This is a genomic window from Haloferula sp. A504 (genome assembly GCF_044385805.1).
Classification (GTDB): domain Bacteria; phylum Verrucomicrobiota; class Verrucomicrobiia; order Verrucomicrobiales; family Akkermansiaceae; genus Haloferula.
Genome location: NZ_JBISBU010000021.1, coordinates 1 through 14,582, shown reverse-complemented (window position 1 = coordinate 14,582; position 14,582 = coordinate 1). Strand labels below are relative to the sequence as shown.

At 66.9% G+C, this 14,582-nt stretch carries 9 protein-coding genes; 5 read left to right on the top strand and 4 right to left on the bottom strand.

The annotated features are described in order from the left end of the window. Nucleotides 1–222: 222 nt before the first annotated feature. Nucleotides 223–3,051 (bottom strand): pyruvate, phosphate dikinase, encoded by a 2,829-nt coding sequence (gene ppdK, locus ACG2LG_RS11785; RefSeq protein WP_396259210.1) that lies wholly within the window; start codon nt 3,049–3,051, stop codon nt 223–225. Between the two features lie 262 nt (nt 3,052–3,313). After that, nucleotides 3,314–4,978: an esterase/lipase family protein gene (locus ACG2LG_RS11780; RefSeq protein ID WP_396259208.1), complete on the bottom strand. Its 1,665-nt coding sequence runs from the start codon at nt 4,976–4,978 to the stop codon at nt 3,314–3,316. Nucleotides 4,979–5,140: 162 nt separating this feature from the next. On the opposite strand from ACG2LG_RS11780, the gene ACG2LG_RS11775 reads away from it, so the two are divergent. Further along, entirely contained in the window at nt 5,141–5,971 is an 831-nt protein-coding gene (locus ACG2LG_RS11775; protein ID WP_396259206.1) for a YihY/virulence factor BrkB family protein, read from the top strand. A gap of 21 nt (nt 5,972–5,992) precedes the next feature. On the opposite strand, the gene ACG2LG_RS11770 is transcribed toward ACG2LG_RS11775, so the two are convergent. Next, complete coding sequence (locus tag ACG2LG_RS11770; protein ID WP_396259205.1) at nt 5,993–7,222, bottom strand: mechanosensitive ion channel domain-containing protein; 1,230 nt, start codon at nt 7,220–7,222, stop codon at nt 5,993–5,995. A 178-nt stretch (nt 7,223–7,400) separates the two neighbouring features. On the opposite strand from ACG2LG_RS11770, the gene ACG2LG_RS11765 reads away from it, so the two are divergent. The 4 genes from ACG2LG_RS11765 to ACG2LG_RS11750 are packed head-to-tail and all read left to right on the top strand — an operon-like array spanning nt 7,401 to nt 14,026. After that, the gene (locus ACG2LG_RS11765) at nt 7,401–10,073 is read left to right on the top strand and encodes a PD-(D/E)XK nuclease family protein (RefSeq protein WP_396259203.1); all 2,673 of its coding nucleotides are present in this window, start codon (nt 7,401–7,403) and stop codon (nt 10,071–10,073) included. Beyond that, nucleotides 10,070–13,075 (top strand): UvrD-helicase domain-containing protein, encoded by a 3,006-nt coding sequence (locus ACG2LG_RS11760; RefSeq protein ID WP_396259201.1) that lies wholly within the window; start codon nt 10,070–10,072, stop codon nt 13,073–13,075. Before ACG2LG_RS11765 ends, ACG2LG_RS11760 begins: the two co-directional genes overlap by 4 nt. A 56-nt stretch (nt 13,076–13,131) precedes the next feature. Continuing rightward, the gene (locus tag ACG2LG_RS11755; protein ID WP_396259199.1) at nt 13,132–13,575 is read left to right on the top strand and encodes an antitoxin Xre/MbcA/ParS toxin-binding domain-containing protein; all 444 of its coding nucleotides are present in this window, start codon (nt 13,132–13,134) and stop codon (nt 13,573–13,575) included. A gap of 1 nt (nt 13,576) precedes the next feature. After that, the gene (locus ACG2LG_RS11750; RefSeq protein ID WP_396259197.1) at nt 13,577–14,026 is read left to right on the top strand and encodes an RES family NAD+ phosphorylase; all 450 of its coding nucleotides are present in this window, start codon (nt 13,577–13,579) and stop codon (nt 14,024–14,026) included. 9 nt (nt 14,027–14,035) lie between these two features. Here the strand turns inward: ACG2LG_RS11750 and ACG2LG_RS11745 are convergent. Then, on the bottom strand, nt 14,036–14,582 hold a 547-nt coding region (locus tag ACG2LG_RS11745; protein WP_396259195.1), incomplete at its 5' end, for a hypothetical protein.

The window sequence follows — 14,582 nt, the reverse complement described above, 5'->3', positions numbered from 1 at the left end:
AAGCGAGGAAAGGAGCGGCTCAAGGAGTGCGTGTTGCCTCACAACAGGAGACGACTGGGCTTCACGAATTGCAGGTTCAAGGCCCGCTGGAAGCGGGCCAATCGGCTCGCACGCTGGAAGCTTGCGCCACGCGAACGCAAAACCGCCCCTTCCGCGCGGGGCGGAAGGGGCGGTGGGAATGGGATCTTGTCGAGGCAGGGGGGCTGGAAGCCACCGCCACGATCACTTCTTGCGCGCGGCCTTCTTGGCGGCCTTGCGCTTGGTGGCCTTCTTCGCCGCCTTCGGCTTGGCGCCGTCCTTGATCGCGGCGTGCGCGGCGGCGAGGCGGGCGACCGGCACGCGGTAGGGCGAGCAGGACACGTAGTTGAGGCCGAGCTTGTGGCAGAAGGTGACCGAATCCGGATCACCACCGTGCTCGCCGCAGATGCCGAGCTTGATGTTCTTGCGGGTCTCGCGGCCCTTGCGGGTGGCGACTTCCATCAGGCGACCGACACCGACGGTGTCGAGCGAGGCGAAGGGGTTCTTCGGATAGATGTCGTTCTCCGTGTAGCTCGACAGGAACGAGCCCATGTCGTCGCGGCTGACGCCGAGTGCGGTCTGGGTGAGGTCGTTGGTGCCGAAGGAGAAGAACTGCGCGTGCTTCGCGATCTCGTCGGCGGTGATCGCGCCGCGGGGCACTTCGATCATGGTGCCGACGAGGTATTTGAACTTCACGCCCTTGGCCTTCATGACCTCCTTGGCGACGCGGTGAATGATCTCGACCTGGAGTTCCAGTTCGCGCTCGTAGCCGACGAGCGGGACCATGACCTCGGGGTTCACTTCGATGCCCTTCTTCACGCACTGGGCGGCAGCCTCGAAGATCGCCTGGGCCTGCATCTCGGCGATTTCCGGGTAGGAAATGGCGAGGCGGCAGCCGCGGTGGCCGAGCATCGGGTTGAACTCGTGCAGGTCGTGGACGCGCTGCATGATGGTCTCGACCGGGATGCCGATGGTGCGGGCGAGGTCCATTTGCTGCTCCTTGGTGTGGGGCAGGAACTCGTGCAGCGGCGGGTCCAGCAGGCGGATGGTGCCGGGTTTGCCGTTCAGGGCCTTGAAGATGCCGAAGAAGTCCTTGCGCTGGTGCGGCAGGAGCTTCTGGAGCGCCTTGCGGCGGTCGGGCTCGTTGTCGGCGAGGATCATCTCGCGCATCGCGTCGATGCGGTCGCCCTCGAAGAACATGTGCTCGGTGCGGGTCAGGCCGATGCCTTCGGCACCGAAAGCAACGGCGGTCCGGACCTGCTCGGGGGTGTCGGCATTGGTGCGGACGCCGAGCTTGGCGGCCTGCGAGCACCACTCCATGAGCTGCACGAAGTTCTTGTACTTCTCGGTCTGCTGCGAGGACTTCTTGCCCTGGATGAGTCCGGTGATGATCTCGGAAGGCTCGGTGGCGAGGGCACCGGCATAGACGGTGCCCTGGGTGCCGTCGATCGACAGGTAGTCGCCTTCCTTGAAGATCCTGCCGCCGGCCTTGACGGTGTGGCGGTCGTAATCGACCTCGACGCCGGCAGCACCGCAGACACAGACCTTGCCCATTTGGCGCGCAACCAGCGCGGCGTGTGAGGAAACCCCGCCGCGGGCGGTGAGGATGCCCTCGGCGGCGATCATGCCCCGGAGGTCCTCCGGGGAAGTCTCGACCCGGACCAGAAGCACCTTTTCACCCTTCTGCTGGGCGCGCTCGGCACGGTCGGCATTGAGGTAGATCTTGCCGGAGGCGGCACCGGGGCCGGCCGGGAGACCGGTGGCGACGACCTTGGCCTTCTTGACCTCGGCGGCGTCGAAGACCGGCGCCAGCAGCTGGTCGAGCTGTTCGGCCGGGTTGCGCAGCACGGCGGTCTTCCAGTCGATGAGCTTCTCCTTGACCATGTCGGCCGCAAACTTGAGCGCGGCCGCGGCGGTGCGCTTGCCGTTCCGGGTCTGCAGCATGTAGAGCTTGCCTTCCTGGATGGTGAACTCGACGTCCTGGACGTCCTTGAAGTGCTTCTCGAGGATCTTGCGGACCTTGAGCAGCTCCTTGTAGGCACCGGGCAGGGCCTTGGCCATGCCGATCACCGGATCGGGAGTGCGGACACCGGCGACCACGTCCTCGCCCTGGGCGTTGACCAGGAACTCGCCGTAGAATTCGTTTTCGCCGTTGGCGGGGTTGCGGGTGAAGGCCACGCCGGAACCGGAGTTGGAGCCGGTGTTGCCGAAGACCATGGCCTGCACGTTGACCGCGGTGCCCCAGGCGGCGGGGATGCCGTACTTGCGGCGATAGACGATCGCGCGGTCGTTCATCCAGGAACTGAAGACGGCGCCGGCGGCCCCTTCGAGCTGCTGCCACGGGTCGTCGGGGAAGCCCTTGCCGGTGCGGTCCTTGACCAGCTTCTTGAAGCGCGCGACGAGCTCCTTGTTGTCGTCGGCGGTCAGCTCGGAATCGACGATGTCCTTGCCATAGACCTTTTGCTTGTAGAGTTCGATGGCGTGCTCGAACGGCTCGTGGTCCTCACCCGGGCGCTTTTGCACGCCGAGGACGACGTCGCCGTACATCTGGATGAAGCGGCGGTAGCAGTCCCAGGCGAAGCGCTCGTTGTCGGTGGCCTTGGCAAGGGAAGCCACGGTGGCGTCGTTGAGGCCGAGGTTGAGGACGGTGTCCATCATGCCGGGCATCGAGTCGCGGGCTCCGGAGCGGACGGCGAGGAGCAGCGGGAAGCCCTCGGAGTCGCCGAACTTGAAGCCCATGATCTTCTCCATGTTGGCCACGCCGGCCTCCATCTGCGAGCGGAGCACCTTGGGGTAGGTGCGCTTGTGGTCGTAGTAGTAGGTGCAGACCTCGGTGGTGATCGTGAACCCGGCGGGAACCGGAAGGCCGATGCGGGTCATCTCGGCGAGGTTGGCACCCTTGCCGCCGAGCAGCTCCTTCATGGTGCCGTCGCCGTCGGCTTTGCCGGCGCCCCAGGTGTAAACGTACTTTGGCGCCTTCGTTGAGGCGGCCTTCTTTGAAGCCTTCTTGGCGGTCTTCTTGCGTGTGGCCATCTTTTCGTGGTGGTCGGGTTGTAACTGAGAATTCGCGGCCCGGCGGGCTGCATGCGGACTGCGTGCAAAAGTGCCCCCGGCGCGGACGCGCGGAGCTTAGGGGGCGCGAAACCCGTGTCAATGAACGAGTTCCGGCGGAAACGGCAGGCCTTGCTTGGCTCCGGCCGGGGTGTGGCGGGGTTTCCCGAGAAGGGGTGGCGGCGAGGAACTCCGAAGCTGGAGCTTTGGGAATCACTCGCAAAGCGGAAGCTTTGCGCCACCCTCACTGGGGCCAGCGTCCCGGAGGGCGGGCCATCTCGCGCTTCTCCCGGTCGGCGAGAACCGCTTTTTTCCGGTAGGGAAGGCCGGCGTGGAGGTGGAGGATGCGCCGAACCTCCTCGATGGCCTGTGGGTCGTGGTAGGACGAGTGATTGCTGGGCACGATCTTCTCGGAGGCCGCACCGTCGAGGTGCGAGCTCCAGTAGGCCACGACGCCGTCGCTGCTGTCGGGGGTGTCCCCCCTGCCGCGGTCGCCGACGATGGTGTGGTAGGGGATGTCGGAGCGGATGGGAAACCGGTTGATCGTCTTGATGAACCGGTTGTGCGGCGAAAGCGTGTCGATGCTGTTGGGGAAGCGGTCGAGTTGGGTGCCGGAGCTGTCCTGGGTGAGGATGTTGACGAAGGAATCGCGGACATCGGCGAGCGTCGCCGGGAAGCGCACCAGCTTGATGCCGATCCAGCCGATGATGTTGGTGGCGAGTTCACTGCCGCGGTGGGGGGCGGACATGAAGATGGCCCGGGCGATGTCCGGTCGCGCGTCGAAGACCAGCGCGTCCTCCAGAAGTTGGCGGCTCTCGCCGTCGATCTCGGTGCTGTCTGGCGGGGTGCCGAAGTACTCGAGCCAGATCCTTTCCCCCACGTCGGTGACCATCAGCCGACTGATCAGGCCTCCCATGCTGTGGCCGATGATGACGAGATCCTTGTGATCCGGATGGAGCTGGCGCATGGCGTCGAGCTCCTTTCGCAGTGCGGCCGCCGGCATCGGGTAGGGGTAGCCGCTCGGGTAGCTGAACGCCCAGAACTGGAACCTGTCGCGGACGGCGGGATCGTTCATGAGGGTGAAATACATCGGGGCGAAGGAGGCCGGTGTGTCCTGCAGGCCGTGCACCAGCAGAACGGGAATCTTGTCGGGATCGTAGGGCTGGACCTTCAGCAGCCGCTCGGTTTCGTCGTAGGCGGCGGGATTGATCAGGCGCGCGAACCCGAGCAGGTCGATGCGCTCCCTGGACAAGCCGTAGGCAACCGGCGAGTTGAAGTCGGCCTGCAGCGGCAGGGTCCGTCCGCCGAGCCGGAAGCTCTGGGTCTTGAAGGGGTCGAGCAGGTCGAGGGTGGCGACGTTGGCATCGAAACGGACGACCGCCGTGACGGTGCGGTAGGGGATCGCCCTGGGCTCCATCCGCTGCTTGCCGAGGAAGCTCACGAGCGGGGCACCGACTCCCTGGGTGCGACCGGTATCCCGTGCCAGCAATCCCTCGAAGGAGAGCCGGTCGGCGGGGACGAACTTCCGGTCGGGATCGCGGAGATCGGCGGGTTCGGTTCCACGGAGCAGGTATTCCGTCGATCCGGAGTTCACGCGGACCGCCTGTTGCCAGGGCTGGACCTTCGCTTCGATCAGGTGATCGACCAGGCGGGCCGTGAGGTAGTTGTACTCGGGGACCGCGCTGTCATCGCCGTCGGCGATGGCCTTGCCGGCCGTCCGCAGGGCATCGAGGAGAGGGCCGAGCTTGCTGCGGGCGTCCTTGCCCGGGGTTCGCGCCGAGGCGAGCGTCGTTTCGGGCACCACCCTTGCCGATGGGGGAGTCGCCTTGTGGTTCTTCACGCTGATCGGAGCGGCGCAGGATGCCACCAGCATCAGCAGCGGGAGGAGAGTGAGGAGTCGGCGATTCATAAGACAGGGCGCATGATGCGCAATTCCGGGTTGGGATCAACCTTGAGCGCGAACTTGCCTGATGGGCGGTGAAATTCCGATAGTCGGGGCGTGGGGTGGGCAAGGATCAAACATCAGGCAAGCGAGTTCGGACGGGGCCTGCTGCTTTTCGAGTGCCCATCGATGGCCGCCGGCGTGGCCTTTTACGCGGCGCTCTCGCTTTTTCCGCTGATGTTGATGCTGATTGCGGGCGTCGGCTACTTTTTCCGCTTCGTCGAGCGGGGGCGGGATGCGCGCGAGGAGATCCTCGCGACGGTCTCGCAGCAGTTGTCGCCGCAGGTGGGCGAGGCACTTGGGGAAATGCTCGGCCGCGTCCAGTCCGGCGCGCTGGTCACGGGTCCGTTGGCGGGGGTGGCGCTCGTGTTCACGGCATCGATGGTGTATTTGCAGATCGACCGCGGTTTCAACCGTATCTGGCAGGTGCGCCAGCGGCCCGCGCCAAAGGGGGTGGCCCATGCCCTGAGGCGCATGATCGCAAGCCGGGTGCGTTCGTTGACCATGCTGCTCGGCACCGGTCTGGTGGTGGTGATCGTCTTCGTGGCGGGCCTGCTGCTGAGGGCCGGCAATGCCATCGTGCGCGAGTGGTTTCCGGCATCGGCGAGCATTCCGGGACTCGGAAGCCTGCTGGTGGGCGTGGCCGTCAACACGCTCGTGTTCTTCATGCTCTACCGCTACCTGTCGAAGGAGCCGGTGAGCTGGCGCCTGTGTCTCGGCACGGCGCTCGGGGTCGCGCTGTTGTGGGAAATCGGCCGCTGGGCGCTGGGGGCGTTTTCGTTCGGGCAGGGCTTCAGCGTCTATGGCGTGATCGGTTCCTTCCTGTTGGTGCAGGTCTGGATCTACTACAACGCCATGGTGCTCTTCGCCGGGGCGGTCTTCGTCCGCACCGTGACCAAGCCGCTGGCGCCCGCTTCGCCTGACGGGGCCGTCGCCGGTCAAGGCGAGGGCGATGCCTGAAGCCCGTGCGCCCTCTTTCCGTCAACCGGCCTGGTGCATGTGCACCTCGCGCTGGGGGAAGGGGATGGTGATGTCGGCGGCGTCGAACTCCTGTTTCACGCGCTTGGTGACTTCCCAGTAAACCGTCCAGTAATCGGAGGTCTTGGCCCACGGACGGCAGATGAAGTTCACCGAGGAATCGGCGAGTTCGTGCATCTTGATCGTCGGTTCCGGGTCGTCGAGGACCAGCTCGTGCTCGGCTACGATCTTCTCGAGGATGGCCTGCGCCTTGTCGACGTCGTCGCCGTAGTCGATGCCGAAGACCATGTCGACCCGGCGTTGATCCGCACCGGTGATGTTGGTGATCGTCTGGCCCCAGACGTTCTTGTTGGGGACGATGATGACCTTGTTGTCCCAGCTGCGGATGGTGGTGTTGACGAGGCTCACGGAATCGACCGAGCCGGAGACACCGCCGACCTCGACGGCGTCGCCGACATCGAAGGGTTGGTAGATCATCAGCATGATGCCGTTGGCGAAGTTGCCGAGGGTGTCCTGCAGGGCGAAGGCGAGGATGAAGGCACCGCCACCTACGAGTGCCAGGATGGCCCCGACCTTCACGCCGAGGGTCGAGAGACCGATGACGATGGCGATGATGAGAATGCCACGGCGGACCACGGTAGTGACGAAGCGGTCGAGCAGCTCGGAGCTGGCCTTGTGGCGGTCCATCGCCTTGGAGGCGAGCTTGGAGAAAACGGATCCGAGGATCAGGCCGATGGTGACGATCACCGCGAAGATGATCAGCTTGATCAACCAGGCGCGGGCCCCGTCCTCGGCTTCCATCCAGCGCTTGAAGGCGGCGGCGAGACCGGTCGGGTTGTCGATTCTCAGCTCGGCACCGCGGACGGCGGCCAGCCACGTGCGCATGGTGGCGGGATCGCCACCCTTGGCCTCCCACGAGTCGAGCACGGTGTTCAGTCGGTTGAGGAGTTCCTTTTCCTCGGCAATCAGGGTCTCCACGTTCTTCGTGGTGGTCTTGCCAGCCTCAAGTGCGGCGATCCTGGCCTCGGCCAGTTCGCCGGCCTTTTTCTGGGCAAGTTCCTGCCAGGCGCTGGCTTCCGTCTCAAGCTGGGCCGCCGTGAGTGGTACGAGCTGAAGTTCGAGCTTCTTGACGGCGACGGCCGGGTCTTCGGTGGTCAACGGGGCCGTTTCGTCCTGCGCCGAAAGGTGAAGCAGCGGCAGCAGGAGAAGCGAAATCAAGGGAAGGAAACGCATGGGCACGATTCCATGCAGAGTCCGTGCCGGGCTCAACCCCAAAACCGATTTCTCTCGGCCGACCGGCTGACGGAGACCTTCGGTCCCGATGTGTGGAGGGTCGGACAAGGGCGGGGTGGGTGAAGTTTTGACGGCTTTTGCTTTTGCGTTCGCGCGGCGGGCGTCATGAAGAAGGGCGATGGATGGACGGGTATTCCTCGGCTGGGACGAGCCGCTTCTGGGCTTGCTGGTGGATTGGCTTTGGGAGCGTCGTGGCGAGCTGCCCGGCATGCTGGTGGTGGTGCCGACGGCTCAGTCGGGCCGGCGTCTGCGGGAAGCGCTGGCGGAGCGGGGCGGATGCCTGGCACCCAAGGTGGTGACGCCGGGGGCGTTGATCCGGACCGAGCAGGCGGCGCCGCCAGCGGCGGAGGTGTTGGCCTGGGTGGAGGCGCTGGAGGGGGTTGTTGACTGGGGACGCTACGCGAATGTGTTTCCGAGCCCGCCGGGACAAGATGAGGCGAGCGGCTGGGCGCTGCCGCTGGCGAACTCGCTGATGTCGCTGGAGCGGGCCTTGCAGGAGGCGGGACTGACGCCCGATGTGGCGGCTCGGCGGCTCGGGAAGTCGGTGGAGGGCGAGCGCTGGCGGGAGCTGGGTGAGTTGTGGCGGGTAAAGGAGGCGATGCTTTCGAAGTGGGGGCTGGTCGGGCGCTCGCGGACACTGGAGCAGCGGATGAACGAGACGCCGGAGGGACGGATCGTGCTGGCCGGGGTGCCGGATTTGCCGGAGGCGGCGGTGCGTCGGCTGCGGGGGGCCGAGGTGGTTTGCCTGGTTGCCGCGCCGGAGGGCGAGGCATTCGACGAATTTGGGAGGCCGGATCCTGAATCCTGGAAGGAGCGGGCGATCGCGTGGCCGGAGGCGGGCTCGGTGGAACTGACGGCGGATCCGCGTCAGCAGGCGCGACAGGCGGTGGCGCGGGTGGCGGCGGCGGGGACGGCGTCGGACGAGCTGGCGCTGGGCTCGGCGGATGAGGAGACCGCGGAGGAACTGGTGCGGGCCTTCGGGCGCGAGGGCTGGACGGTGCACAATCCGGCCGGCGGGGCGGTGTCGCGGGTGCGCGGCTGGCTTTCGCTGTGGCGGGCGTGGTTGGCACGGCCGGAGGTGGCGACGGCGATCGATTTGCTGGGGATGGAGGAAACGGCGGCGCTGACGGGTGGCATGCGGATGCGGCGGGTGGAGCAGCTTTCGGCGATGCGGGACCGCGGGCTGGTGAGGACGGGGGAGGATGTGCAGCGGCTGGAAGCCGCTGAGACGGCCTGCGGCAGGATGCCGCTGCCACCGCTGGCGGCGGAGACGATGGAGCGGCTGGGGGCGGTGCGGGGAGCGTTTCTGCGGCAGCCGTTCGGGGAGGCGATGGGGCGGCTGCTGGAGCGGGTGGATGCGGCGGGGAAATGGGACGAGGTGCGCGATTGGCTGACGGCGATGGAGCCGGTGATCGGCCGGGTGCGGCGCGACGCGGCCTTTTGGATTGATTTGCTGGTGGCCGGGCTTTCCGAGGGAGTGAAGGAAGCACCCGACGGGCGCGTGGTGGACGTGCAGGGGTGGTTGGAGTTGCTGCATGAGCCGGGGGCGCACTTGGTGGTGTGCGGGATGAACGAGGGCCGGGTGCCGGCGGCGCCGGCGACCGATGCGTGGCTTTCGGAGGGCGTGCGCGAATTGCTCGGGCTGACGACCGATGCGCGTCGCGCGGCGCGCGATGCCTACGTGCTGACGGCTCTAACGGAGGCGCGGAAGGAGGGCGGCCGGGTGGACCTGCTGCTGGCGAAATCGAGCGCCGACGGCGACGCGCTGTTGCCGTCGCGCTTGCTGCTGGCGGCCTCGGGCGAGGAACTGGCGCGGCGGGTGGAGCTGCTTTTCGCGGAAATCGAGCCGCCGGACGCGGGGATGAAATGGGAGCAGGACTGGGCGTGGCGGGTGCCGACGGTCGAGTTGAAGCCACGGCTGAGCGTGACGGCGCTGCGCGACTACCTGGCGTGTCCGCTGCGGTTCTATCTGAAGCACGGGGTCGCGATGTATTCGCGGGAGCCGGAACGCGTCGAGTGGAATGCCCGGGACTTCGGCAACGTGGTGCACGCCGTCCTCGAGAACTGGGGCCGCCACGAGGAGGTGCGGGAGTTCTCGAAATCCGGGGCGCTGGAGGAATGGCTGCATGCCGAGCTGGAGCGGGTGGTCGCGGAGAAACACGGCGACACCCCGCCGCTGGCGGTGCGGATCCAGGTCGAGGGAGCGCGGCAGCGACTGTCGTGGTTCGCGCGGCTGCAGGCCTGCGAGCGGGCCGCGGGCTGGCGGGTCGAGGCGGTGGAGGAAAAATTCGAGCGCGAGGTCGCGGGCGTGACGCTGGTCGGCAAGGTCGACCGCATCGACCGTCACGACGACGGCCGCCGCCGGGTGCTCGACTACAAGACCTACAACGCGCTCAAGGACGTCGAGAAGGATCACCGGGTCGGCGTGACCGCGGCGACGGTGCTGCCGCCGCACCTTGAGGGGGTGGAGGCGGTGATCGGCACCAACGCCAAGGGCAAGCCGGTGCGCTGGACGAACCTTCAGGTGCCGATTTACTCGATGGAGTTCGGCGAGGTGGACGCGATGGGCTATGTCGTCCTCGGCGCAACCGAGGACGCGGTGGGCGTGTCGTTGTGGGAAGGGTTTTCCGAGGCCGACCGCGACTCGGCGCTGGCCTGTGCGGAGTGGGTGATCGGGCGGGTGAAGGCGCGGGTCTTCTGGCCGCCGGCGGAGCGGGTGCAGTATGACGATTTCGCGCTGCTCGGCTGCGGCCGGCCGCTCGCGGAAATGGTGGAGGAGGTGAAGGCATGAAGGAGATCCTGGACAAAAACCTCCTCATTCTCGCCTCGGCGGGATCGGGGAAGACCTATCAGCTCGGCAACCGGGTGATCGGCATGGTCGGCGCGAAGGGCGTGGACCCGGAGCGCATCGTGGCGCTGACCTTCACCCGCAAGGCGGCGGGCGAGTTCGCCGACTCGGTGCTGTCGAAGCTGGGCGAGGCGGCCCGCGACGCCGGAAAGGCGGAGGCCTTGCAGAAGGCGATCGGCGGGAAGCTGGAGGTTGTCGAGACGCTGGAGAAGGTGGTGCGTGCGCTGCCGCGGTTCCAGCTCGGGACGATGGACGGATTCTTCGCCCGCGTGGTACGGGGGTTCCAGTACGAGCTGGGCTTGACCGGCGGGAAATTCGAGCTGGTGCAGGGTCCGAAGCTCGATGCGGCGTTGTCGGACATCCTGGCCGACATCCTCGGCAACGCGCTGGAGGGCGGCGAGGCGGAGGAGTTCCTGCATGCCTTCAAGCGGGCCACGGTGGGCCGCGAGGAGCGCGGGGTGAGCGACCCGCTGGGCAGGTTTTTCAAGGCCTGGCACGGGCGCTGGAAGTCGGGGCTGGCGGTGAGTCCGGAGCGGCTTCACGCGGCCTTCGGCGAGCTGCCGGAGGTCGGGCGATGGGAGGAGGAGAAGCGGCGTTTCGCCACCTCGCTGCGGAAGGCTGCCTCGACGATCGAGTGGACGCGGAAGGGTCAGGACCAGGCCTATCAGAAGCTTGTCGACGCGTTGGAGATGCACACCGTGGGCAGCGGCTCGCTGGGGACGGCAGGCAAGCTTTTCGACGGCGTCTGCGAGTGGCTGGCGGCGGGCGGGCCGCTGGTGCTTAAGCACTACAAGGAATTCACGCCGGGGCCGGCGGCGGAGGATGCCTTCCGGGGGATGCTGGAGTTGCTGGCCGGCTGCGAGCTGGCCGCGGCGATCGAGCGGACCGCGGCGGTGCTGGACTTGGTGGCGCGGTACGACCGCGAGTGTGAGCGCCGGCTGCGTCGACGCGGGATGCTGGGCTTCGACGACGTCAAGGTGCTGATGGGGAAATGGGTTTCCAGCGAGGAGGAACGGCTGCGCCGGGAGGCGGTGGATTTCCGTCTCGACGCCCGCTACGACCACTGGCTGCTCGACGAGTTCCAGGACACCAGCCGGGCCGAGTGGCGGGGCATGGAGCCGCTGCTCGACGAGGCGGCCAGCGATGCGGAGGGCTCGCTCTTCGTGGTCGGCGACGTGAAACAGGCGATCTACGGCTGGCGCGGCGGGGACGTGACGCTCTTCGACGAGGTTAAGCGGCGCTACGCGGGCGGGCTGACGGTGAAGTCGATGCCCGAGTCGTGGCGCTCGTGCCCGGCGGTGCTGGCGCTGGTCAACCGGGTCTGCGGCGACCGTGGGACGATCACCGACCTTTTCGGCGAAGCCGTGAACGGGCGTTGGGAATGGGAGGAGCACGTCGCGGCGCGGCCGAAACTGACCGGTGAGAGCCGGGTCGAGGTGGTGGCCGGCAAGGCGGAGAATCGCTACGCGCGGATGGTCGAGCTGATGAAGGAGATCGGCGTCGGCGAGCGCGAACTGAGCTGCGGGGTGCTGGTGCGAACCAACGCGCAGCTGGCGGCGGTGGCCGAGCTGCTGCGGAGTGAGGGCTTCGATGTGATCGAGGAGGGCGCGCGCAAGCCGACGGTCGATCATCCGGTGGGCGTGGCGCTTTTCCAACTGGTCGCCTGGCTGGCCGATCCGGCGGATGATTTCGCCCGCGGCGTGGTCGCGATGTCGCGGCTTCAGGAGATATTGTTAGAGCGTTTTGGCGAGGAGCCGTGGAAGGTGTGGGACGGGCTGATGGCCGAGGCGGCGGAGCAGGGTTTTGCCGGGATGCTGGAGGGGGTGATCGAGCCGCTGTGGGACGGGCTGTCGGAGTTCGGCCGGCGGCGGGCCGGAGATGTGATCGGCGCGCTGGCGGCCTTCGATGCCGGGGGCGGCGTCGCGGCGCGGGAGGCGCTGCGCTGGATCACGGAGCTGGAAATCCCGCAGAGTCCGGGCACGGCGGCGGTGCAGGTCATGACGGTGCACAAGTCGAAAGGCTTGGGATTCGACGTGGTGATTCTTCCCGAGATCGAGGACCGGCAGGTGCCGGACGCGGGGAAGTTCGACGTCGCATCGGGCGACGGCTGGGTCTTGCAGAACCCGGCGCGTTGGGTGCGCGACCAGGTGCCGGCGCTGCGCGAGGCGGAGGAATGCTGGGGCGAGGCGCAGTGCTACGAGACGATGTGCGTGCAGTATGTCGCGCTGACCCGGGCCAAGCGCGGGCTTTACGTGCTGCTGCCGGAACCGCCGAAGAGCCGAAAGGATGCGGAGGATTTCGCCTCGCCGGCGAACTGGATCCTGCGGTCGGTCGGAGCCGACGGCGACGGGGTGCTGTGGCAGGAGGGGGACCCGGGCTGGATGACCTCGCTCGGACGCCGCAAGGAAGCGGAGGGTGAACCGGCCGCAAGGCTGGGCGAGGCGGTGCCGCAGAGGGGCCGATCGACGCCGAGCGGCGAGAAGGGCGGGGCGGCCGCGACGACCGGTTCGGCGGGCGGGCGCGCCTTCGGCATCGCGGTCCACGAGGCATTTGAAGCGGTCGGCTGGGTGGATGAAGAGGAACCGGTCCTCAGCGCGGATGAGGCCGGCGAGGCCGTCGCGGCGCTGCTGCAGGTCCCGGCGATCCGCGAGCGGCTCGAACGCCGGGGGCGGGAGGTCGCGCTTTTCTGCGAACAACCGGTCGAGGCGATCGTCGACGGGAAATGGATGAGCGGCGTGATCGATCGGCTGCATGTCTTCGAGGGCGGCAAGCGGATCGAGTTGATCGATTTCAAGACCGACGGCGCGGAATCCCCCGGAATCCTGCAGGAGCGCTATGTGCGCCAGATGCGCGCCTACCGCCAGGCACTGGCGCAGATTTTCCCGGATGCGGAAATTGAGGTGTGGCTGCTGAGCACGAAACTTGCGGCTTGGGTGGAGGTTTGACGCGTCAGCGGGAGAAAAGGGTTGAGTGCTTCATGTGAATGATGTAGGTGTTTCTTATGAAACGCAAAGAGGGGGGGCTGTATGCCCATCTCGTTGAAGAATTGGAGGGGGCGGAAGTCCTGCGGGAGCCCGAGGCGGCCTATGTTGTCGGCCGGGTCCGCGATGGTCTGGCCATGGCCGAATTCCAGGCGGCGAGAGGTCTCCTCGGGGTGACCGAGGAGCGGCTGGCCGGGCTGCTTGGCATGTCGCGGGCGACCTTGCACCGGCGGAAAAAAGCCGGGCAGCTGGATCGGATGGAATCGGATCGGCTGGTCCGCTTCATGCGGCTCTTCGCCCGGGCGGTCGAGGCACTGGGTGGCGAGGAAGGGGCGCGCTCGTGGCTGGCGGCACCCGCGGTGGCGTTTCAGGGTGAGTGCCCGCTCGACTTCGCCGATACCGAAGTCGGTGCCCGCGAAGTGGAGGCGCTGCTGATGCGCCTGGAGCACGGGGTGTTCACCTGAAATGGCCCGTTTCTATCGGCTCGTCCAAGCACGCTGGGCGCAGGATGCGATGAGCGGCGAGGGTGCCCGGTTGGCCGGAGGGAGGTGGAATCCTCCGGGGCTGCCGGCCGTCTATCTGGCGGGGTCGAGGTCGCTCGCGGCGCTCGAAATCGTGGTCCACGCGCCGCGGGAAGTGCTTTCGCTGGATTGGCGGATCTTCGAGGTGGAGGTGCCCGACGACGCCATCGAAGAACCGGAGCGTCTGCCAAAGCACTGGGCGGCGCTACCATCGTCACCGGCCGCCCGGCGCTTCGGCGGGGCCTGGCTGCGCGAGTCCCGGGCCCTGGCCCTGCGGGTGCCCAGCGCGATCGTGCCGCAGGAGTCCGTGCTGCTGCTCAACCCCGGGCATGCCGGTATCGACCGGATCCGAGTATCAAAGCCGGAGGACTTCCGTTTCGACTCCCGGATTTGAAGGATGCCTTCAGTCCTGCGTCACTTCGATATCCACGAACAAGCGATCGAGAGGGGCTCCGGTGATGGTCGCAGTGACGCTGACCATGCCCCCGGCTGGAGTGCCTTGGACGAAATCGACGGTCGTGCCTTCGAATGCATCTCCATCCGCGTTGAATGTTGAAAGGTCCTTGGACCAGCGGTAGGTTGCCGTGAGGTTGGTGGCGGGAGAGGCGTTTAGGGGATGGGCGAAGGTGAAGGTATTTCCGGTGAGTGTGCCGGAGACCAAGCCCTGCGAGAACTCGTTGGGGAAGGTGCCGAAGTAGTTCTCGACGCCGTTGTCGATGCCGTCGCCGTCGGCGTCGTCGTCGAGGCCGGTGAGCCCGCCGAGTCCGGTGAAACCGGAGATCCAGGTGGCGAATGTTTCGCCGGGGGGGGCGATTATGCCGGTATCGAAGGCGATGCCGATCACCTGCTCGAAGTTGGCGGAGAATACCGAGTTGGAATCCGAGGTCGTGGATGTGACCACGAAGGTGTCCCCCACACTGAAGTCGGTGACGTCGAAATAGGCCACATCG